The sequence below is a fragment of the Labrenzia sp. THAF82 genome, from assembly GCF_009363435.1.
GTDB classification, from domain to species: domain Bacteria; phylum Pseudomonadota; class Alphaproteobacteria; order Rhizobiales; family Stappiaceae; genus Roseibium; species Roseibium porphyridii.
In genome coordinates this window covers 4733083-4753327 of record NZ_CP045354.1, presented here as the reverse complement: position 1 = coordinate 4753327, position 20245 = coordinate 4733083, and the positions used below count along the sequence as shown (strand labels likewise).

The 20245-nt window shown below is 55.3% G+C and carries 19 protein-coding genes; 12 read left to right on the top strand and 7 right to left on the bottom strand.

What is annotated here, in order from left to right; genetic code table 11:
* Nucleotides 1-193 precede the first annotated feature (193 nt).
* The 4 genes from FIV00_RS21855 to FIV00_RS21840 form a co-directional block, all read right to left on the bottom strand.
* Nucleotides 194-898: a ParA family protein gene (locus FIV00_RS21855; protein WP_152502740.1), complete on the bottom strand. Its 705-nt coding sequence runs from the start codon at nucleotides 896-898 to the stop codon at nucleotides 194-196.
* A 480-nt stretch (nucleotides 899-1378) separates the two neighbouring features.
* Nucleotides 1379-1741, bottom strand: coding sequence for a rhodanese-like domain-containing protein (locus tag FIV00_RS21850; protein WP_152502739.1), 363 nt, complete (start codon nucleotides 1739-1741; stop codon nucleotides 1379-1381).
* A 6-nt stretch (nucleotides 1742-1747) separates the two neighbouring features.
* Nucleotides 1748-1963: a DUF2892 domain-containing protein gene (locus tag FIV00_RS21845; protein WP_152502738.1), complete on the bottom strand. Its 216-nt coding sequence runs from the start codon at nucleotides 1961-1963 to the stop codon at nucleotides 1748-1750.
* A 63-nt stretch (nucleotides 1964-2026) separates the two neighbouring features.
* Complete coding sequence (locus FIV00_RS21840) at nucleotides 2027-2581, bottom strand: Crp/Fnr family transcriptional regulator (RefSeq protein WP_209006662.1); 555 nt, start codon at nucleotides 2579-2581, stop codon at nucleotides 2027-2029.
* Nucleotides 2582-2892: 311 nt separating this feature from the next.
* Between FIV00_RS21840 and FIV00_RS21835 the strand changes: the two genes are divergently transcribed.
* Complete coding sequence (locus FIV00_RS21835; RefSeq protein WP_152502736.1) at nucleotides 2893-3777, top strand: alpha/beta hydrolase; 885 nt, start codon at nucleotides 2893-2895, stop codon at nucleotides 3775-3777.
* Between the two features lie 115 nt (nucleotides 3778-3892).
* Here FIV00_RS21835 and FIV00_RS21830 read toward each other — a convergent pair whose 3' ends face one another.
* Nucleotides 3893-4801 carry a LysR family transcriptional regulator gene (locus FIV00_RS21830; RefSeq protein ID WP_152502735.1) on the bottom strand — a complete coding sequence of 303 codons (909 nt, stop codon included), beginning with the start codon at nucleotides 4799-4801 and terminating at the stop codon, nucleotides 3893-3895.
* 86 nt (nucleotides 4802-4887) lie between these two features.
* Between FIV00_RS21830 and FIV00_RS29880 the strand changes: the two genes are divergently transcribed.
* The 4 genes from FIV00_RS29880 (at nucleotide 4888) to FIV00_RS21815 (ending at nucleotide 7797) form a co-directional block, all read left to right on the top strand.
* Nucleotides 4888-5034 carry a hypothetical protein gene (locus FIV00_RS29880; protein WP_173006098.1) on the top strand — a complete coding sequence of 49 codons (147 nt, stop codon included), beginning with the start codon at nucleotides 4888-4890 and terminating at the stop codon, nucleotides 5032-5034.
* Nucleotides 5031-5807 carry a class I SAM-dependent methyltransferase gene (locus FIV00_RS21825; RefSeq protein ID WP_152502734.1) on the top strand — a complete coding sequence of 259 codons (777 nt, stop codon included), beginning with the start codon at nucleotides 5031-5033 and terminating at the stop codon, nucleotides 5805-5807. Before FIV00_RS29880 ends, FIV00_RS21825 begins: the two co-directional genes overlap by 4 nt.
* Nucleotides 5808-5823: 16 nt before the next feature.
* A complete protein-coding gene (locus tag FIV00_RS21820) occupies nucleotides 5824-6495 on the top strand; it encodes a bifunctional 2-polyprenyl-6-hydroxyphenol methylase/3-demethylubiquinol 3-O-methyltransferase UbiG (protein ID WP_152502733.1) in 672 nt (223 codons plus the stop codon).
* 120 nt (nucleotides 6496-6615) lie between these two features.
* Nucleotides 6616-7797: an MFS transporter gene (locus tag FIV00_RS21815; RefSeq protein ID WP_152502732.1), complete on the top strand. Its 1182-nt coding sequence runs from the start codon at nucleotides 6616-6618 to the stop codon at nucleotides 7795-7797.
* Here FIV00_RS21815 and FIV00_RS21810 read toward each other — a convergent pair.
* Complete coding sequence (locus FIV00_RS21810; protein ID WP_152502731.1) at nucleotides 7791-8693, bottom strand: hydrogen peroxide-inducible genes activator; 903 nt, start codon at nucleotides 8691-8693, stop codon at nucleotides 7791-7793. The two genes, FIV00_RS21815 and FIV00_RS21810, sit on opposite strands and share 7 nt — an antisense overlap.
* Before the next feature lie 277 nt (nucleotides 8694-8970).
* Here FIV00_RS21810 and katG point away from each other — a divergent pair, with 277 nt between their 5' ends.
* The 7 genes from katG (at nucleotide 8971) to FIV00_RS21775 (ending at nucleotide 18947) form a co-directional block, all read left to right on the top strand.
* Nucleotides 8971-11142, top strand: coding sequence for a catalase/peroxidase HPI (katG, locus tag FIV00_RS21805; protein WP_152502730.1), 2172 nt, complete (start codon nucleotides 8971-8973; stop codon nucleotides 11140-11142).
* A 236-nt stretch (nucleotides 11143-11378) separates the two neighbouring features.
* Nucleotides 11379-12143 carry an enoyl-ACP reductase FabI gene (gene fabI, locus FIV00_RS21800; RefSeq protein ID WP_152502729.1) on the top strand — a complete coding sequence of 255 codons (765 nt, stop codon included), beginning with the start codon at nucleotides 11379-11381 and terminating at the stop codon, nucleotides 12141-12143.
* 9 nt (nucleotides 12144-12152) lie between these two features.
* Entirely contained in the window at nucleotides 12153-14756 is a 2604-nt protein-coding gene (locus FIV00_RS21795) for a DUF3141 domain-containing protein (RefSeq protein ID WP_152502728.1), read from the top strand.
* A 451-nt stretch (nucleotides 14757-15207) separates the two neighbouring features.
* Nucleotides 15208-16569 carry a DUF2157 domain-containing protein gene (locus FIV00_RS21790; RefSeq protein WP_173006097.1) on the top strand — a complete coding sequence of 454 codons (1362 nt, stop codon included), beginning with the start codon at nucleotides 15208-15210 and terminating at the stop codon, nucleotides 16567-16569.
* Entirely contained in the window at nucleotides 16566-17144 is a 579-nt protein-coding gene (locus tag FIV00_RS21785) for a GDYXXLXY domain-containing protein (RefSeq protein WP_173006096.1), read from the top strand. The genes FIV00_RS21790 and FIV00_RS21785 overlap by 4 nt, the downstream gene beginning before the upstream one ends.
* Before the next feature lie 59 nt (nucleotides 17145-17203).
* Nucleotides 17204-18247: a class I SAM-dependent methyltransferase gene (locus FIV00_RS21780; protein WP_152502727.1), complete on the top strand. Its 1044-nt coding sequence runs from the start codon at nucleotides 17204-17206 to the stop codon at nucleotides 18245-18247.
* A gap of 1 nt (nucleotide 18248) precedes the next feature.
* On the top strand, nucleotides 18249-18947 hold the full coding sequence (locus FIV00_RS21775) for a pseudouridine synthase (RefSeq protein ID WP_152502726.1): 699 nt from the start codon (nucleotides 18249-18251) through the stop codon (nucleotides 18945-18947).
* A 75-nt stretch (nucleotides 18948-19022) separates the two neighbouring features.
* Here the strand turns inward: FIV00_RS21775 and FIV00_RS21770 are convergent, their stop codons facing one another.
* Nucleotides 19023-20138 carry a TauD/TfdA family dioxygenase gene (locus FIV00_RS21770; RefSeq protein WP_152502725.1) on the bottom strand — a complete coding sequence of 372 codons (1116 nt, stop codon included), beginning with the start codon at nucleotides 20136-20138 and terminating at the stop codon, nucleotides 19023-19025.
* Between the last annotated feature and the right edge of the window lie 107 nt (nucleotides 20139-20245).

Sequence of the window (20245 nt, the reverse complement as noted above, 5' to 3'; positions counted from 1 at the left end):
GTTCCTCCCATCGGATCGCTGGCATTGGGCCAAACGGATCTGAGTCGGTTGAAACTTTAACGCGACTGTTGGAAGAGGGCCATTGCAAGAGAGTTGCCCTGGGAATGTGTGCAGATGGCCGACAGAGCTTGAATACTGTGAATATAAGGAAGCCGGAGGGCCCGGCTTCAGTGTCACATGTGATTTGCTGTGGTCAGCTCGCGCGTTTGAAGATGTTGTACCAGCGCTTTTTGGGCACGGTGATTGCGCGTTCCAGGATTTCGGCTGCATAAAGGGCGGCGTTTTCGCGAGCCTTTTTAACGCCGGAAACCACCGATGGATCGAGTTCCGAAAGGCCGGCGCCGAACTCAAACAGGTCGCGGAAGGCGGCTCGTTCAACAATCGGCGTCATCAGGACATCGATATTCTGGGCCGCCAGAAAATCCTGCACCGCCTTCATGGCCCGCGTCGTGACCGCGGCATTGGTGCGTGTCAGCACCACGCAGTGCTGGATGTCGTGGCGAACGATCTTTTCAAGCTTTTTGATCAGCGTCAGGATCTTGGCCCCGCCGCGTGCATCCATGGAGGAGCCCTGAATAGGAACAACCACAAGATCCGACACAGACAGCGCATTCGCGACGACGAGGTTCTCGGTTCCTTCCAGATCGACCACCACGTAATCGGAGTGTTCCGCCGCATAGGTGATTTGCTCAGTAATGGAGGCTGGCGAGATCTCGCTGATCACAGAAATACCGGGACATTTCTTCGGCAACTCATGCCATTTCGAGATCCATTTTTGCGGATCGGCATCAAAGATCGTGACACGCTTTCCCCGGGCTGCGACTTCTGTCGCCAGCAGAAGCGCTGCCGTGGTTTTCCCGGCGCCGCCCTTTGCGTTTGCGAAGGAAATGACTGGCATTTGGGTTCTCCTGAACTTGCCGTGCATTGTCTCTAAGACGGGCCTCAAGGGGTCCTATCTATCTGGCAGTCTTGGATTTTTATGGTTACCAAATTCTTAAATTCGCATTTTGCGACAGAGTTATTCAGTGGCTGTTAATGAATGTGGATAAGAGGGGTAAGAACTCTAGTTACAATTTGCAGGGGTGCATCGTGATTAATCGCCATGTTCCAAAAAGAAACTGCGTGTTCACTTGTATTTCGTTGAAAACTATTTTCGGACTTCCGGGGTGAAACATCGTGATTTTGAACTGTTGCGAACCTTTTGTGCGCTTAAGCTGCCAGAGCGCCGATTGCCGACAAGAGGCATAAGAAGGCCGAGCCAACGGCATTCCAATTGCAATCAGGCGAGTGGAAGTCCGTGGTGCTGCAGGCTTGCTTCACTGTAGCTGACACTTCGAAAGAGGGCGGACCGCCGTGCACGACCAAGCCGAAGCCCGGTTTAAGTGTCAACGGGCAATCCGCCTTGCACCCACTTGGATATTCCTCCCTCGACAATCTTCAGGTTGGTTAGGCCTACTTTTCGAAGACGCCTTGCCGCCGATTTTGCACGGCTCCCGGACAGGCAACTTAAGGCCAGCGTGGTGTCCGGGGCGGCTTCCAGGAGGCCCAAAACGGCTGCCTCGAAGTCTTTGTCGTTCTGACAAATGCGACGACTACTCTTTGGACTTCCCGTCGCCTTCCATTCGTTCGGCGTTCGAACATCAATGATCGTGACGTCGCCCCGAAGACTGCCTTCATAGGCGTCCCCGGGCGAAAGCCGGTCGAACCTTGCAAAGAGGCTGAAGAGTTTGGAAATTTTCACGGTGACTTAGGAGTTGGACCGGGTGCTGGCACCAATGATCCGGTAGATCGGACAAAAACTGATGAACCCCGTTCCCACCAGAACCGCGCCTGCAATCATCAGCACAATTCCAAGCGTCGATGACACACTGGCAACGAAACCGAGCAAGGGGGCAAGAATGAGTGCTGCACCCAACACAATACGGACGATACGGTCGAGTGAACCCACGTTGGCGATGCTCATTTTATGTCTCCTGACTTAACGATGAGCCAGACATAAATCTTAGTGCCTGAAGGTGTCTGTGACTTAGTCACGTTGGCCGCAAAGCACGGTGAGCGCGGGGCGTGACAGGATGTCGATGCTGCCTCTGTGTCGGGCAATCAACCCCTGTTTTTCCCAGTCCGTAAGTTTTCTTCCGATCACCTCCCGAGCGGAGCCGAGGTCTTGCGCAAGACGTTCATGTGTCGTCTCAACGAAGTCTCTCTTGCCTGCCAATTCCAATAGCCGCTTGGCAAGACGGCTGTTGAGAGAAGCAAATGAGACTTCATCGACCTTGGCCATCAACCGGGTCAGGCGCGAGGAAAAAGAGCGGAAGACGATCTCTCGAAATTGCTCAGAGGAAGCGATACGCGCCTGAAACTCGTTTGCAGGAATGACCAGCGCAGTCACATCACTTTCCGTGACGGCTTCTGCGCTGTAGCTTTCGTGCGACAGCAGGCATGACGTGGTGAGAACGCAGGTTTCGTTGGCACCGATACGGTAGAGAAGGATCGATTTTCCTTCCGAGTTCATAAGGTCGACGCGCACCGAACCGCTTTCAATCAGATAGAAATTGCGGCAAGGATCTCCTGCACGAAACACGGTTGCGCCCTTAGGGAGCGATACGCTCTGGGACCCTTCAAGGCATTTGGGTCTTAACTGGTCTTGCGGCATAGCTTTGCGTTTCTTCCAGATAACCGATCCATCAAAAATCGAGATCTTAAATTGGTCCGTGATTTCGTGAAGGTATTGTTTGTCCCGGACCAGCGGCGCGTAGGGTCGGTTGGCAGAACAAATTCAGGAAAACTTTATCATGTCGCCGGTTTGTGCACGATTGCGGCAAAAGGACCGAAAGGCTACCTTGGCGCTAAGATTCTATTGCGAAACTTTTCCAGGGTTCCTTGAGGACTGACATGACAATTCGGCACAAACTTTTGACGATTGCAACGACAGCGGCTTTCCTGGTGACGGGGGCTCTTGCCGCACACGCCGAAGCGTTGAAACCTTATAAGGACCGACTGTTCCGTTACAAGAAAGTCCATGAAACGCTTTATAATGGCGACTTCATCGTCGTTGAATATTCAAAGCAGAGAGACCTGCGTGATCGGGACGAAGTCGATGAACGCCGGGTCTATGGCAACTACGTATCCTATAAGCCCAAAAGGGGGCGCGGCAGCGCCGAGTTAAGCGCGAACGGTCGGACAATCCAGTATATGGGAACCGGCAAATGGAAGGGCGGTGCAAAGGCTATTGTCATCTACATTCATGGCCAGGGCGGAAATCGCTTTCAGGGCATGAATGATGTTTCCTTTGGTGGCAATTTCAATCGTATTCAGAACCTCATGGTGCGCAACGGAGGTGCTTACCTTACGGTTGATATCAAGAATTTCGACAAACGCGGAACGGCAGACGTCGCCGCGTTGATCCAATACCAAAAGCAGATTTCGCCGGGTGCGAAGGTCGTTGTCGCTTGCGGCTCGATGGGTGGGATTATCTGCTGGAACCTTGTGAGAAACGGCAATTACTCGCGCTTGCTCAGCGGTATCATGCTTCTTGGATCACCCAAGGATCCGAATTTCCTGGGGTCCAGTGCGCTGTCGCGGAATGTGCCGATCTACATGGGGCAGGGCACGCTGGATCGGGTCTATAATTGGGAAGATCAGGCGAATTTCTTCAAGCAGATCAAATCCAAAGCACCGAACTACCCGATCAAGTTCACGCTGTTTGATACCGGCACACACGGGACACCCATTCGCATGACGGATTGGCGACTTGTGTTGAACTGGATGCTGGGGTGAAGCAAGCGGTGAATTGAGTTCGATGCATACTGGTTCTGATTTCGCTGTGTTCATCTAAGTCGAGCGGCAATAGGCAACAACCTGCGCGCCGCCGCTGCATGTTTATACGGCAGATCTAAACGCTGGCAGTCGAACGAATGTTCAATAACCCTTCAGCCAGATGATCGAAGACAGTCCGAATTCTCAAACTGGTGTGCAATTCCCTGTGGGTTACCAGCCAGATGGGAAAGGTGACCGGAGCAACGTCCTCGAAGGCGGGAACGATATCCGGACATCGATCGGCGACTTCGTCCGCTCCCACACCGAGGCCAAACCCCAAACGCACATACTCCCAGGCGACAATCAGGCTTGGTGAGCTGAGCTTGATGTTAGCCTGGGTCACGTCAAGGCCCATAGCGCGCAGATAGCCGATCAGCTGTTCGTTATCTTCATAGCCGAGAAAGTCGAGCTTGGGCGCATCCTCTTTCGTCAGCTTACGGCCGAACCGCTGAAGATAGGAACGGGCGGCAAAAATTTGGCCGCGCGCATCGCGCAGTTTGCGGGCGTAGAGTTCCGGATGGTCGGGTTCGACATGGCGTATTGCGATGTCGGCTTCTCTGCGGCGCAAATCACTGACGCTGTTTGTGGAGACGACTTTGATTTCGATACCGGGGGCTTTCCGGCGCAGGTCCCGCAAGATGTCCGGCAAAAGATAGGCAGCCATCACGTCGGTCGTGGAAATGGTAACCAGTCCTTCGATCTGCTGCGATTGTCCTGAGGCCGAAAGAGAAACACGGCTGGCGGCTTCACCCATGGCACGCACGTGTTCGGCAAGCTCAACACCTGCCTCTGTCAGTATCAGGCTCTTGTTGACACGTTCGAACAAGGTCACGCCAAGCGTTTCTTCAAGGGCGGCGACCTGTCGGCTCAAGGTCGGCTGGGTCAGTTTGAGTGCTCGCGCGGCCGCCGAAAGCGACCCCTCTTCTGCAGTGACAAGAAAGGCGCGTGCCTGGTTCCAATCAAATGTAATGCTCTGCCAGTTCATGCAAATATGTATATCACCCAGTGGAAATTCGGCAATTCCCATTCAAATCTGAAGAGGTTACCTAGCGGGTCAAAGGAGTGTTTCCCATGAATCCGCAATGGCTGACAGTGACATTGGTGAGAGTGATTGAGCTGGTCTTGTGCTTTCTGGCATCGCCAAGTGGCGGCCGGGAAATCGGCCGCGCAATTTTTGATCGCATTGGGCTTTGGGGCGGTGCGGGGAAACGCAAATGACACTTGAAACCCACGCGCCACATATCCCGGTCTTCAAACGTCGTCTTGGTTCCTGGCAGATTGCCGTCAGCCGACAGGGCTTTGCCGACGACCAGCTGCGCCGCGCTTATGACGATTGTGCGCCGTCCTGGCAAAGAACCATCGAGCGGCTCGGATTTCCACTGGCCTACCGGCAGGTTCTTCGCCAACTGGTGCCAACTCTGACAAGTGATCGCGAGAGGCCCGTAAAGGTTCTGGACTGCGGTGTCGGAACAGGCGCGATGGCCCTTGCTCTGGCTGCGGAAATGGACGCTTCATTCGAGCTGTCGGCTGTCGATATCTCACCGGTCATGCTTGAGGAGGCATCTGGCAAATTTGAGCTGATGGGCGTCAATTGTCAGCCGCAAGTCGCCGACATAAGGGCGTTGCCTTACGCGTCTGAAAGCTTTGACTTCGTGATGTGCGCGCATGCGGTTGAGCACCTGGAGGTGCCCCAAGCTGCAATCAGCGAGATGTACCGGGTATTGAAACCCGGCGGAACTCTGCTTGTCGTGACCACCCGGAAAACCCTCTTCGGCACATTCATACACCTGAAATGGCGAACGCACCGACTGAGTTCTTCGGCCCTGCGTCAGTGGCTGACGCAGAGTGGTCTGACCGACCTTGAGACGATGCCGGTCGGTGCCGGCCGCTGGACCCGACTCTGGAGCACGGCAGTGTCAGGGCGAAAGCCGCTGTCGACGATATGCGCCGCGCAAGACAATACGCCATGCGCCGCGTCCCGTTCAGCATGATAAGGATAAAAACACCATGACGATCACTTGGACCAACGACATGACCCCTTCAACCCGCTTCTGGAGTAAGGCCGCCAAGAAATACGCTGCCTCCCCCATTAAGGACCAGAAGGCCTACGAAAAGACGCTGGAACGGACAACCGAACATCTCGGCCCGCAGGACAAGGTACTCGAGCTTGGTTGCGGTACCGGCTCAACTGCGCTTCTTCTGGCCGGAAATGTCAGCTCTTATCTCGCGACCGACTTTGCTGACGGAATGATCGACATTGCCAACGAAAAACTGCTTGCAGAGAAAGAACGGGGCAGTGCCTCGGCAGACGGATTGAGCTTTGCGGTTGCTGATGTTTTCAGTGAGGAGATCGAAGCCCAGGACGGCAAGGGGTATGATGCGGTGCTGGCTTACAATTTCCTGCATCTGGTTGAAAACCCGGAAGACACTTTGAAAAGAGTGCGGGACCTTCTGAACCCGGGTGGTCTTTATATTTCCAAGACCGTGTGCCTGAAGAAAAAGGCCTGGTTGTTCACACCGATGATCAAGGTGATGCAGCTGTTTGGCAAAGCGCCATTTGTGCGCATGTTGTCCTTTCAGGGCCTGGAAGACATGATTGCCTCGAGTGGATTTGAAATCATTGAAACCGGCACCTATCCGGAGCCTTACAGCCGGTTTGTGGTTGCTAGAAAAACTTGAACCACTGGTTTGTGCTGCGCCGGGTGAACACAATCGGTTCGAGGCAAGCTGCAGTTGCAGGGCTTTATGGTGGGTGATACGACAGTCGTCCCGCCAACATTGGTCCTTTGAAAGCATCTGATGCTCGTTCGCGACCGCGCGTTTTTCGCGTCCATGTTTCTGACGGTTCTGGCCGATCAGATCCTGCTCTTTCTGGTGCCGCTGGTCATCTTCCAGATCACCGGTAATGTCGCGTGGTCCGGCCTGGCGTTTTTCTTTGAAACGTTGCCTCGATACCTGACATTTCCGGTCGCAGGAATTTTGTGTGACCGGTATTCCCCGATCATGTTGTTGCGCGTCAGTCGCGTGTTGCGAGCCCTTGTCTGTCTGATCGGCATCACAGGTCAGCTCGTTTTCGGTGGTGTCTGGTGGCTGATCGCGCTCTCCGCGATTGTCGGCGTGCTGACGACACAGGGACTGCTCGCACTGGAAATGGTTCTGGTCGGCGCATTCAAGGATCAACGCTTTGAAAAGGTGGCGAGCTACAGTCAACTGGCCTCACAAATGGGTGTCGTGCTTGGACCATTGACGGCAGCTTATCTGATGGTGTTGTGGCCTTGGGAAACCGTTGTGATCCTGGCAACCGGGTTGTTTGTTCTGTCGGACGCCGTGTTTCGGCTCTGGCCTGGCCAGCTGCGCATGGCAGATCCCCCTGCGCCCCTCGAAAAGCGTCACCCTGTTGCTGATCTGAAGCATGCCTTCGTGCTGATCTGGCAATTGCCGGATCTCTTGCGCGCCATCTTTCAGGCCGCGGGTGTCAATCTGATAATCGGTGCAACGCTGGCAACCGCGGCAGCCATGATGACGGGCTTTTTCGATCGGTCCGAGCAGGAATATGCCTGGCTGCAGGTAGGGGGAGCACTAGCGACGCTCGCCGTTCTGACTTTGACAGCACATGTTCATTTTGGTTTGAACACGCTCGGTCGCACGGCCTACGCGCTCATTTGTCTTGGTGCTGTCTTGACCGGTCTCGGAGCTCATCCGCTGGCCTACGCGCTCGGGTTCCTGTTGATTGCCGGCTTCGACAAGATGTTCAACATCTATGTGCGCACCCTGCGCAAGGAAATCATCCCGCCATCCGAGTTTGGCAAGACCACAGGTGCAATCATTTGCCTGAACAATCTGTCTCAACCGCTTGCAGGTCTCATGGTGGCAGTGTTTGCCTCCGGAGATGATGCAAGAGCTGTCCTCCTAGGGTTGGCGGCGGCTATGGCACTCATTGGCCTTGGCACTTTCCGGCGCAGTATAAAAGCGTCTCATTGAAGAGGCAGGGTTTCCGCTGACCGGCGGACGATGCCTGCAATCTCGTTCAACTGACTGGCAAGAGGGCTGCTTCGTCTCCACACCATGCCGATGGTTCTGTTGGGTTCAGGGTCTTCAAACCGGGATATGGCGACCGGTGCGGATCTGGTTTCAACCGGAACGGCCATTTCGGGAATGAGTGTTACGCCCATTCCTGCACTGACCATCTGGACCAACGTGGACAGGGAACTGGCATCCAGAACTTCCCTTGGTGGCCCGGAGGGCAGATTGCAGAAAGACAGTGCCTGATCACGGAAACAGTGGCCTTCTTCCAGCAACAGCAACCGCATTTCCTTGAGACTGTCCGCGTTGGGCAGTGGAAGATTGGCTTCACCTGCAGTGCGCACCAAAACAAAACTCTCTTGTATCAACGGTATTTCTTCAAGTGAGCTTTCAGAGACCGGCAAGGCGACGATTGCCGTATCGAGCCGGCCTTCCTTCAGCTCCTGTATCAGCTTGGGTGTCACCGTTTCCCGGACATGAATGTCGAGTTCCGGGTAGTCTTCCTTGAGATTTCCGATCACCTTTGGCAACAGGTATGGGGCAATTGTCGGGATCACGCCGATGCGGAACCTGCCTACCAGCCTTTCACGCGAGGCGCGGGCGAGATCGCCAAGTTCGTCGGCTGAGCGCAGAATGTCTCTGGCACGCTCAACCGCCACTTCCCCAAAATGAGTGAGTCTGACCTGGCGTGCGCCTCGTTCAAAGAGCGCTGCTCCCAGGACGTCTTCCATTTCCTTGATTTGCATGGAAAGGGCTGGCTGCGAAATTGCACAGGCTTCCGCTGCTTTGCCGAAGTGCCTGTGGCGCGCGAGCGCTTCAAAATAGCGGAGTTGCTTCAGAGTGATGTTGATCATAACTAAAGCTTATCGAAGCGATCAGAAAATTCAACTTCTTCTGATGATTGTGGTTTGCTAGTTTAGAATTAGAACAGACTGGTCTGATGGCCGCACATCTATTGGTGGTATTGTCCGCAGTCTGTTCAGCCAAGAATTGAAACGGTGTGGTCTGTCACTATTTCCAGAGCATACAGCGAGTTTCGCAAGGTCGTTTCGGCCCGCTGTCAAATTGCTGACAAAGGGTCTGATTTGTGTAAGCCGGTGCAATGCACCGAGTTTAGAATTGGAGAGGAAGATGGACGCTAAGGTCGATAAATCAGGTGGTTGTCCCGTTATGCACGGTGGCAACACGGCCATGGACAAGCCCGTCACCAAATGGTGGCCAAATGCGCTGAACCTGGACATCCTCCACCAGCACGGTGCGCGTACCAACCCGATGGATCCGGACTTCGACTATAAGAAGGCCGTGAAAAACCTCGATCATGAAGGTGTCAAAGCCGATTTGCGTGCACTGATGACCGACAGCCAGGAATGGTGGCCGGCAGACTGGGGGCATTATGGTGGCCTCATGATCCGTCTGGCCTGGCACTCAGCCGGCTCATATCGCATGCAGGACGGCCGTGGCGGCGCCGGTTCTGGCAACATTCGTTTTGCTCCGCTCAATTCCTGGCCGGACAATGCCAGCCTGGACAAGGCCCGCCGCTTGCTCTGGCCGGTCAAGAAGAAATACGGCAATGCCTTATCCTGGGCGGATCTGATCATACTCGCCGGCAACATGGCTTACGAATCCATGGGGTTCAAAACGTTTGGGTTCGGTTTCGGTCGCGCCGACATTTGGGGCCCGGAAACGGATGTCTACTGGGGGTCTGAAAAAGAATGGCTGGCGCCCGCAGAAAACCGGTACGACAACACTGATAACGCGGAGTCGCTTGAGAACCCGCTTGCAGCTGTTCATATGGGTTTGATCTACGTGAACCCGGAAGGTGTCGACGGCAAGCCGGACCCGGTCAAGACCGGTGCGCATGTGCGGGAAACCTTCAAACGCATGGCCATGAACGACGAAGAAACCGCAGCGCTGACCTGTGGTGGACACACCGTCGGCAAGGCTCACGGTGGAGGTGCCGGTGACCACATCGGTGCCGAGCCGGAAGCGGCAGGCGTTGAAGGACAAGGCCTCGGTTGGGCAAACCCGGACCAGGACGGCAAGGCGTCCAAGGCTTTCACTTCGGGTATTGAAGGTGCATGGACGAAGGAGCCGACCAAGTTCGACATGGGCTTCTTCGACTATCTCTTCAACTATGAATGGGAACTGACGAAGTCTCCGGCAGGTGCCTGGCAGTGGAAGCCGGTGGATATGCCGGAAGATCAGAAACCTGTTGATGCCTCCGATCCGTCGATCCGTCACGATCCGATGATGACCGATGCGGACATGGCCATGAAAATGGACCCGGTCTACAACGAAATCTGCCGGAAATTCATGGCGGATGAAGCCTACTTCCGTGATTGTTTCGCGCGTGCCTGGTTCAAGCTGACCCACCGCGACATGGGGCCGAAGGTCAACTATATCGGTCCGGATGTTCCTTCCGAAGATCTGATCTGGCAGGATCCGATCCCGGCTGGCTCAACTTCGTATGACGTTGATGCGGTCAAGGCGAAGATTGCTTCCAGCGGCCTTTCCGCCGCAGAGTTGATTGCGACGGCTTGGGACAGCGCACGTACATTCCGCGGCTCGGACAAGCGGGGCGGTGCCAACGGCGCACGCATTCGCCTGGCACCTCAAAAGGACTGGGCTGGCAATGAGCCGGAGCGGCTTGCCAAGGTTCTGTCTGTTCTTGAGCCAATTGCAGCTGAAGCAGGTGCTTCCATTGCAGACGTGATCGTGCTTGCCGGCAATGTGGGTGTCGAACAGGCGATCAAGGCTGCAGGTCTGAGCGCGACGGTTCCATTCTCGGCAGGTCGTGGCGATGCAACGGACGCGCAGACGGACGGTGAATCCTTTGACGTGATGGAGCCGCTTGCGGACGGTTTCCGGAACTGGGAAAAGGAAAACTACGTCGTCAGCCCCGAAGAAATGATGCTCGACCGTGCTCAGCTTCTGGGTCTGACCGCCCAGGAAATGACGGTTCTTGTTGGCGGCCTGCGTGTTCTTGGCGTGAACCATGGCGGCACCAAGCATGGTGTCTTCACGGATCGCGAAGGAGCGCTTACCCCGGACTTCTTCGTCAACCTCACCGACATGACCAACAGCTGGCTTCCTGCATCGGACGGCACCTATGAAATCCGTGACCGCAAGCTTGGAACGCTGAAATGGACTGCAACCAGTGCTGACCTGGTGTTTGGTTCCAATTCCATTCTGCGGGCCTATGCTGAAGTCTACGCCCAGGACGACAACAGTGAGAAGTTTGTAAAGGACTTCATTGCTGCCTGGGCCAAGGTGATGAACGCAGATCGGTTCGATCTGGCCTGACAAATTCACCTTGAAAGGTGAAAAACGGCGTCCCGGAGCAATTCGGGGCGCTTTTTTTGCATTGCGATAGCTGGCATTGATCGCCGGAAGCACCTATTTTCCTTGCATGGTCATTCTGCCGTCATGATGGATATGCTGCACTGCGGAGTGGTGCCAGGAGGCAGTCCGGTCAATGAGTTTCGGCCAGCCGTCAGGTATCACGGCAGCTGAGCCTTCCATGTGGAAAGTTCGAGTTCATGTTCGATCTGACAGGTCACAAAGCCCTTGTTGTTGGTGTCGCAAATGATCAGTCCATAGCTTATGGCTGTGCCAAGGCTTTCAGGGCACAAGGTGCCGATCTTGCAATTACCTATGCGAGCGAAAAGGCCGAACCCTTTGTCAGGCCTCTGGCCGAAGAGCTTGAGGCGGAGATCATCGCACCGCTCAATGTACGGGACGAGGGTGAACTTGATGATCTGTTCTCTGTGATTGCCGAACGTTGGGGCAGGCTCGACACGCTACTTCATTCAGTTGCCTTCTCGAACAAGGAAGATCTCCATGGCCGGGTTGTCGATTGCTCGGCCGAGGGGTTTGCTCTTGCGATGGATGTCTCTGTCCACTCGTTCTTGCGTTTGATCCGGAGGGCCGAACTCCTGATGCCGGAAGGAGGCACGTGTATGACGGTCTCTTTCATGGGGGCTCAGCGCGTGGTCGACCGGTATGGCCTCATGGGCCCCGTAAAAGCTGCACTTGAATCGGCAACGCGCTATGCTGCTGCAGAATTGGGCCCGAAAGGCATATCGGTTCATGCGCTTTCACCTGGACCGTTGATGACGCGCGCTGCCTCTGGCATTGCGGAATTCGATGCGCTTCTCAATGACGCCGCGGAACGCGCGCCAACCCATCAACTGGCAACCATCGATGACGTCGGCGCTTACGCCGCGTTTCTGGCAAGCCGCGAGGCATTCAATGTAACCGGCAGTATTCACCCGATCGATGGTGGCTACAGCATTCTTGGATAGGAGCTTCTGATGAAGGACATTTTCGACGCTCTTGAAAAGGGACAGAACCAGTTCCTGGACATGCTTTCCGATGCGACTGCCTGGGCGCCTTCCGAGCACTCCACCCGTATGCAGGCTCAGGCGACGGAACTCACCAAGATGACGGAGCTTATGACCCTTGGTCTGACCCGGCACATGACAAGAATAGCCGACGTTCAAAAGGACCATTGGCAAAAGAACCTGTCGGCTTTCAACAAGTCCATGCAAGATATGGGCGAAGCGCAGAAATCAGGCGCTTTTATCGACAACTGGAACAGCTATTGGCAGGACGCGGTGCAACGTACCGTGCTGACCATGGATACGTTGCGCCAGCGCGGCGACATTTTTCTGGAACATGAAGCTGCTGGGTGCCCACCGGTTCTGATTTACGATTACGAGCTTGTCGTGGACGGTGCCGACCTGCCGCGTCCATGCAACTACATGCTGCTCAAGATTATCCCGCCAAAGGACTCCAAGTTCCGCGAGCACCAACCCTGGAAACGGCCCTATATCATCATCGACCCGCGTGCCGGCCATGGTGCCGGCATTGGCGGTTTCAAATCGGATAGTCAGGTCGGTGTTGCGCTCCGTGACGGCCACCCCGTCTACTTCGTTGCGTTCAAACGCTGGCCGGAAAAAGGTCAGACGCTTGCCGATGTCACCAATGCCGAAGCTGCTTTCGTTCGGAAGGTGAAAGAGCTGCACCCTAGAGCGCCAAATCCGATCGTGACCGGCAATTGCCAGGGTGGGTGGGCAACGCTTCTTTTGGCTGCCACCAATCCCGATCTGACTGGGCCCATTGTCCTCAATGGCGCGCCTGTCAGCACCTGGTCCGGGCGTGTCGGGGAAAATCCGATGCGATACAATGGCGGGATTCTGGGTGGAACCTACAACGCCATGTACTATTCCGACCTCGGGCACGGCGTTTTCGATGGGGCAGATATCGTTCAGAATTTCGAGTTGCTCAATCCGGCGAGAAACTATTTCGGCAAATACTACGATCTCTATTCGAAGGTTGATACGGAGCCTCAGCGTTTTCTGGATTTCGAGCGCTGGTGGGGCGGTTACTTCCTCTTGAACGAAGCGGAAATGAAATGGATTGTCGAACAGTTGTTTGTCGGCAACCGATTGGCCAAAAACGAGGCGCAACTTGAGCCGGGGCGCAATATCGACCTCAAGGAGATCAGGGCGCCGATCATTGTCTTTGCCAGTTGGGGAGACAACATCACTCCGCCGCAACAGGCGCTCAACTGGATAATCGACAGCTATACGGACGAAAGAGAAATCGCAATCCGGGGCCAGCGCATCATCTACATGGTGCATGACCAGGTTGGTCATCTGGGTATTTTTGTGTCTTCAAAGATCGCGAAGAAAGAACATACGGAAGTTACGTCGACCCTGAAAACCATCGAAGCGCTGCCGCCAGGGCTCTATGAGATGACGATAGACGACTACGCCGGTGACATTCTGGAGCGCGAATTCACCGTGAGTTTTCATGAGCGCACAATGGATGAGCTCCGAGAGATTGACGATGGCCGGGATGAAGAACACGCCTTTGCAGCAGTCGCGCGCGCTTCAGAACAACAATCTGAATTTTATGACGTCTGTGTTCGGCCGTTTGTACAGTCCGGCGTGACTGAGCAAAGCGCAGATCTGCGACGCCGCCTCCATCCACTTCGCGTGCAGCGGTCCATGATGTCCAGCCTCAATCCTTTTCTTGGACTTTTGCCGGGCTGCGCGGACAAAGTGAAAGAAAGCCGGACGCCTGCGGGTCCAAATAACCCGTTTGTAGAACTTGAGCACCTCAATGCGGCTCTTGTCGAACAGTCGATGGATCTCTTCCGGGACCTTCGCGACACAATGTATGAGAACTTGTTCCTGTCCGTTTGGGGCTCGCCCTATATGCGGTGGTTCGGCCATAGCAGACTGCCGGGACGCACGTTGAAACGGAAAGAAGATCTGCGCAGCTTGCCACCGGTTCAGGCAGCCTTGATGCGCATCGAAGAGGGTGGCTTCTGCGAAGCTGTTATTCGCATGCTGATCTTGCTTGCCGAAAGCCGTGGAGCTGTGCGCAAGGATAGACTGGAACGGTCGGCTCGGGTTCTCACTCAGGATGAGCCCTTCAAGTCGTTGGCTGCCGATGAGCGCAGCTTCATCCTTCAGGAACAGACATTGATCGTCGAATTTGCCCACGAAAAAGCAATAGAAAGCCTGCCGAAACTGCTTAAAACGGCCGAAGAGCGAGAGCTAGCGTCCAATGTGGTTCGATTTGTCCCGGGTGCTTTGAAGGAAATGGCGCCTCATACTCTCGAGACCTTGCAGAAGTTTCAAAAGGTCCTGGGCTTGCCGCCGGTTTCGGAAGACATCACTGAAAACCCGCTGGAAGCACAGGTGAAATGGAAGAAAACAGCTGCTGAAGCGAAGGCATCAAAGAGCGCCTCCAGGGAGAATCCGGTATCCCCTGAAGCAAAAACGGCGGTTGTCAAAAAGTCGTCTGCCCGAAAGGCACCGGCCCGAAATACAACAGCCAAAAAGTCAACTTCAGCGCGCAAGCCGCGGCGCGCCGTCGGAAAATCGCAAGAACCTGCAGAATGAAAAAGGGGCGCCCGGGCCTCTCGGACGCCCCTCAGAGCCCCCCTGGATTGTTGTTGGAGTTTGGCTCTGAACAGCAGTGGCAACTTTTTGTGCCAAGCTTGTCTAAAGTCCCGGAATCCTGCACATAGGCTCGTCTCGGAACGCTCTTTCGGTAAAGATTCTGCGAAACAGAATACCAAGACCACGTCACTCGGCAAGGCCTGAAGAGCTCTGCAAATATTAAATTTTGTCCTATTGATGACCATGCATAGAAACTATGCATGGCCGCAACCATAGGAGGTGGTTTCCGCAGGGGAAGTAAAGGTCAACTGGGGAAGCCTCTTCACAGGAAGAGACGGATCGCCAAACCTTTGGCCCAATTTGGGGTCAACTCTTCCAACAACACGAGTGGTGCTTTGGCAGCCGATTGACTGCTACGGTAGGACGTATTGAAAATCAGTGGCAGAGCGGAATGTTCGACTGGACGTACAAAAAGAGATTGAAGGACGACCTTGAGGTCTGGGTGTCCAATGGATGGGTGAAGCCGGATGGAGCGGCGCTGATCCTCAAGGACCAGGAACAGGGCGATGGCCGCTCACGATTGCCGATGGTGCTTGCGGGTATCGGCATGATGTGTGTGGCATTGGCCGTATTCGCCTTTATCGCCGCAAATTGGGGGGTGATCCCCAAAACAGTGAAGCTCGTTGGGATTGCCTGTCTCATTGTGGCGAGCCACGGTCTCGCAGCATTGGCCGCTAAGGGTGGAAAAAGGGGTGTTGCCGATTTGGCAACCGGATTTGCAACGCTTGTCTTTGTTGGGGGCATGGCTCTGGTCGGCCAAATTTTTCATCTGCCGTCAGACTGGGCCGGAGGTGCATTTCTCGTCTGTCTAGGTGCACTCGTTGCAGCGTGGGTCACAGGCTCCAGGGCGTCTGTGGCTGTTGCTGCCATCGCCGCGATTACATGGCAGGTCATGAGGGAAGACTTCGGTGAACCTGGTCTGCTGCCTGGCCTTGTTGGACTGGCATTGCTCGTCGCCACTTTCGCACATTCCATAGTCTATCCGGCACGCTTGTCCAGGTGGGCCGCGATCGTACTCTTTTGGGTGACCTATGGTCGCTGGTTTGCCGAGACGGCTGACATCCTGAGCGGCGGGGACGATATCGTTCTGGCGATGGCTTTGGCTGGCATCGGCGGCGTGGCAGCGCTCATGGTTCAGCTCGACCCGGTTGCGGACCTGTTTGTCAAATGGTCGAGCGATCGACCGCTGCGAAGCCACGGCCATTGGCTGATGGCGCGGTCGCTTCAGGATGCCGGTATCATGATCCTTTGCATTCTGCTGGTTCTGTCGCTCATTCTCGTGCCCGAGATCTCCGACGGCCTTGTCTCTGCAGGCCTTCTGGCACTTCCTGCCTTGGTACCGCTCGCATTGGCGGTGCTCCTGTGCGTGGTCGGCTTGGTACTTTCCTTCAAGACGACAAAGGCCCTTGCACTCTTTGCTGCTGTTGGGTTCGCGCTCTTCGCAATTCTCGTGCCCTTGGCCACTCTAAATGTTCTGCTTCTATCAGCATTCAGCCTGGCCGCTCTTGTTGGCCTATGTGCACTTGGAACCTGGTACAGCAACCGGTTCTGGATGCTCTGCGCCTATCTCGGCCTGACAGCCGTTGCGCTTTGGCTGCTTGAAGTCACCATAGGTTCATTGTTGGGTCAGTCCTTGTTCTTCCTGGTTGCGGGAGTGTTGTTGCTTGGGGTGGCGCTTTGGCTGGCACGCGTCTTCAGACGGAGCGGGCAAGTGAAACAATCCCCGGCGAACGAGGAGGTCCTGCCGACATGAGCGATGTTGCCGGAACACTGCCATCTACCCGACCCAGTTTCCTTCGCCTGCCATATTTGCGGTGGGGCCTTGTGGCCATCATTCAACTGTTCCTGATTGCAATTCCACTTGCTGACCGGTTTGACGTCCAGCGAAATGGACAGGTGGTGCCGTTGGAACTTGTACCGGTGGATCCGAGGGACCTTCTCAGAGGGGACTACGTCATCATTAATCTCGCAATCAACACTCTCTCCAAAGATCTGAGTGAAGGCGACAAAATTGCTGTGGGAGACAAGATCTTTGTCGGCCTGCAGGCAGGAGCAGGCAAGGCAGTGCAGCCGGTTGTTGTGAGCGTGGAACGCGACAACGCCGGCGATCTGGCCATGTCCGGGACCGTGCGTTCCCTCACTGAAAACGAGATCCGTGTTGACTATGGCATAGATGCTTTTTTCCTGCCCGAGGGCGAAGGCAGGATCATTGAGCGTCTCGATACCAGCCGCGTTCTGCTTGAAATCGCCGTGACCGAAGATGGCAGGTCTCTGCCGCTGACATTGCTTGTCGACGGTAAGGCGTTTCAGTCCGACGCAGCCTTTTGACCTGGAGGCCGTCAGACGTTATGAGCGCCGGGTAATATCTTCGCTCAATCAGGTTCTAAATGTCCGATCCCGCGCTCGAAACACTGTTGCTACCTCTCTTATCCGGTGAAGTGGAGCCTGGATCAGATCCAAAGGCTCTGTTCATGCGTGCTCGCGCCGGGCAGTCCCTGAGAGACCTCGCACCGGCCAAGCTTGTTTGCGAACAGAGTTTTGCGCCTGATCGCGACGCCTTGCAAAAATCAGGCTTTGAAGTTGTGGCCGAGGTTGCCGAGACCGGATTTGATCTGGTGCTTGTATTGCCCGGACGCCAGCGCCAGGAAGCGCGTGCGCAACTGGCGCGGGCAGTTTCAAAGGCAGTTTCCGGTGGCCAGGTGATTGCTTGCTCGGCAAATACGGAAGGGGCAAAGACACTTGAAAGCGATCTTTCCGATTTGCTCGGACACACTGAAAAGCTCACAAAGAACAAGTGCCGCTCCGTCTGGGGAACCGTGCAGGTTGAGGATTTGAACCAGGATCTTCTGGAAAAATGGTCCAGACTGGATCAACCCAGACCGGTGCTGGAGGGTGCCTATGTCAGCCGGCCAGGTATTTTCGCCTGGGATCGCATAGATCCGGCCTCGGCGTTGTTGGTTAGCCATTTGCCGGAAACTTTGAAGGGGCGTGGGGCGGACCTGGGAGCAGGCTTCGGCTATTTGAGCCGTGCGATCTTGGAGAAGGCTCCGAAAGTTGCGGCAATGGATCTCTATGAAGCCGAGAAACGGGCTTTGGATCTGGCGGAGCAGAACCTTTCTGCCTTCAAAGGAAAACGCGCGCTGAACGGGATCTGGTCGGACGTGACCAAAGGTCTTGAGGGACCATATGACTTTGTTGTTTCCAATCCACCGTTTCACCAGGCGGGGCGGGCAGATCGGGTCGATGTCGGGCAAGGCTTTATTCGTTCTGCAGCCGGAGGACTGAGGCCGGGCGGAGACTTTTTCATGGTCGCCAACAGGCACTTGCCCTATGAGCAGACACTTTCCGATGTATTCGCCAACGTCGCTCAATTGGCTGACGAGGGGGGATACAAGGTCATTCGGGCCGTAAAGGGAAAGGGAGGGCGCTAGCATGCGTCTTGTAAAGCTTCTCGCCAATCTGGGCTACGGCAGCCGCAAGGAAATGCAGCTCGCGATCCGGAACGGATGGGTGACAGACAAGGCAGGCAATGTTCTGAAGGCTGACAGCCGCGTCGACCACGAAGACATCCTGTTTGATGATGAACCTTTGGATCCGGCACAGGGCGTTGTTCTGCTCATGAACAAGCCGCTTGGCTACACGTGCTCGACCAAGGATCAGGGCAGGCTCGTTTATGACCTGCTGCCTGATCGGTTCCGGATGCGCAAACCCGTCTTGTCGACGATAGGGCGCTTGGACAAGGAAACATCGGGCGCCTTGCTCTTTACCGACGACGGGACATTCCTGCACAAGGTGATTTCACCGAAATCGAATGTGCCGAAGATTTATGAGGTGGTTCTGGACCGCCCCTTGAAAGGCGATGAAGCCGGCATTTTCGCATCCGGTGAAATGATGCTGGAGAGTGAGGAAAAACCACTGAAACCGGCTCTGCTGGATATCGTGGATGAAACGCACGCCCGCCTCACGTTGCACGAAGGGCGGTATCATCAAGTGCGCCGTATGTTTGCAAGCGTTGGCAATCACGTCAATGAACTGAAGCGCAGCGCAATAGGTGGTTTGGGCTTGGATGGCGTCGAAGAAGGCAGTTGGCAGGTGCTTTCCGACGCGCGCAAGGCTGAGATTTTCAACTAGGTCCGCCAAGTTCGGGTGCCCGGCAGATGACCGGACACCTTTGTCTGTCAATTCAGATCGGGGTCATTCCTGAAGTCAGCTTTCACGACTGAGAACCCGAATGCGGCTGTCGAACTCTCCGCGATCAACGTAGCAGCCCCGCAAATGACGGAAGCCTGTATTCGGGTCAAATGAGGCCCTGCCATGCAACACGCGGCGATTGTCAAAGATGACCATCTCGCCTCCATTGAGGCGTGTGGTGATGACATAGTCGTCCGAGCGCGTCATTTTCATGATTGTCCGATAGGCCCGGTAATAGGTTTCCATCACCTCTGCCGGCAGGTCGAAGATGCCGGCCAGATGGGCATTGAAATGCAATTCCTGCAATCTGCCGAACGGATCCAGGTCGATAACCGTCTGGTGGCGCCGAATGTCGAAGTCCGTATCGTGGAACCGGAACGGCACCGGCGTTTCAGCCAGTAATCTGAAAGTCTCTGGGTCGTTTTTCCGAAGGTCGGAGGCAATTGCAAAACCGTCGCAGAAGGTCGAACCACCACCATCGGCCTCATTGGCCAGGCAGTGCAGGAACTGGAAGCCCGGTGGCAGTTCCTGGTTGGCAAGATCCGTGTGCAGGGGGAGTGCGTGCGAGGTATAGGCCAGATTGTTCGGGTTCGGCTTGGACATGACCTCAAAGGTGGTACCGAAATTGGTCTGCCGCAGGAAGCCGATCCGACGGGCAACCGTCATGCCGGCTTCAGAATCGTCAGCCATACCGGTAACGATAGACAGGCCCGTTTTCTTGGTTTCTGTCAGAAACTCCAGAAGGGCTGAATCATTGATCAAAAGGTCCTGCGCATCTGCGCGAGGCAGGGTGGCAGGCGGCAGGTCACCGCGCCAAAGTGTGGGTTCGATCTGTGCCGGATCTTTCAATCCGAAGCCGGGTCGATGTTTGCGCAACCAGCCTGAGTCAAAACGGCTGACATGGTCTCCGTGGTTCCAGGTCAAAACGATCTCTTTTGCCTCCAGATCGGCATTCGAGACTGAAATGTCCATTGGGATACTCGTCAGGTCGAATTCGCGTTCCTGGGTTTGCGGGTGAAAACCGCTTGGGCAGTTGTCGCGCAGCCAGACGAATGGAAAGTCTGCACTTGTGCCGTCACCCCAGGCAACATGAAGCACGCGGTCATCGCCGCGCAGTGAAATGCTGGTCATTCTAGAAATCCGTTGATGTGTTTTGGTCGTGTTTAGGCGGCGCCGTTGGCGCGCATCAACGGCTGGAGGGGGGCGGCCACCACCAGTAGGCTTTGTTATGCGGATTG

Excerpts from the sequence above, each read along its gene's own strand:
- katG (WP_152502730.1), top strand. The coding sequence starts at position 8,971 with ATGGACGCTAAGGTCGATAAATCAGGTGGTTGTCCCGTTATGCACGGT.
- FIV00_RS21820 (WP_152502733.1), top strand. The coding sequence starts at position 5,824 with ATGACGATCACTTGGACCAACGACATGACCCCTTCAACCCGCTTCTGG.
- FIV00_RS21785 (WP_173006096.1), top strand. The coding sequence starts at position 16,566 with ATGAGCGATGTTGCCGGAACACTGCCATCTACCCGACCCAGTTTCCTT.
- FIV00_RS21795 (WP_152502728.1), top strand. The coding sequence starts at position 12,153 with ATGAAGGACATTTTCGACGCTCTTGAAAAGGGACAGAACCAGTTCCTG.
- FIV00_RS21815 (WP_152502732.1), top strand. The coding sequence starts at position 6,616 with ATGCTCGTTCGCGACCGCGCGTTTTTCGCGTCCATGTTTCTGACGGTT.
- FIV00_RS21770 (WP_152502725.1), bottom strand. The coding sequence starts at position 20,138 with ATGACCAGCATTTCACTGCGCGGCGATGACCGCGTGCTTCATGTTGCC.
- fabI (WP_152502729.1), top strand. The coding sequence starts at position 11,379 with ATGTTCGATCTGACAGGTCACAAAGCCCTTGTTGTTGGTGTCGCAAAT.
- FIV00_RS21845 (WP_152502738.1), bottom strand. The coding sequence starts at position 1,963 with ATGAGCATCGCCAACGTGGGTTCACTCGACCGTATCGTCCGTATTGTG.
- FIV00_RS29880 (WP_173006098.1), top strand. The coding sequence starts at position 4,888 with ATGAATCCGCAATGGCTGACAGTGACATTGGTGAGAGTGATTGAGCTG.
- FIV00_RS21855 (WP_152502740.1), bottom strand. The coding sequence starts at position 898 with ATGCCAGTCATTTCCTTCGCAAACGCAAAGGGCGGCGCCGGGAAAACC.
- FIV00_RS21810 (WP_152502731.1), bottom strand. The coding sequence starts at position 8,693 with ATGATCAACATCACTCTGAAGCAACTCCGCTATTTTGAAGCGCTCGCG.
- FIV00_RS21835 (WP_152502736.1), top strand. The coding sequence starts at position 2,893 with ATGACAATTCGGCACAAACTTTTGACGATTGCAACGACAGCGGCTTTC.
- FIV00_RS21780 (WP_152502727.1), top strand. The coding sequence starts at position 17,204 with ATGTCCGATCCCGCGCTCGAAACACTGTTGCTACCTCTCTTATCCGGT.
- FIV00_RS21790 (WP_173006097.1), top strand. The coding sequence starts at position 15,208 with ATGTTCGACTGGACGTACAAAAAGAGATTGAAGGACGACCTTGAGGTC.
- FIV00_RS21775 (WP_152502726.1), top strand. The coding sequence starts at position 18,249 with ATGCGTCTTGTAAAGCTTCTCGCCAATCTGGGCTACGGCAGCCGCAAG.
- FIV00_RS21830 (WP_152502735.1), bottom strand. The coding sequence starts at position 4,801 with ATGAACTGGCAGAGCATTACATTTGATTGGAACCAGGCACGCGCCTTT.
- FIV00_RS21825 (WP_152502734.1), top strand. The coding sequence starts at position 5,031 with ATGACACTTGAAACCCACGCGCCACATATCCCGGTCTTCAAACGTCGT.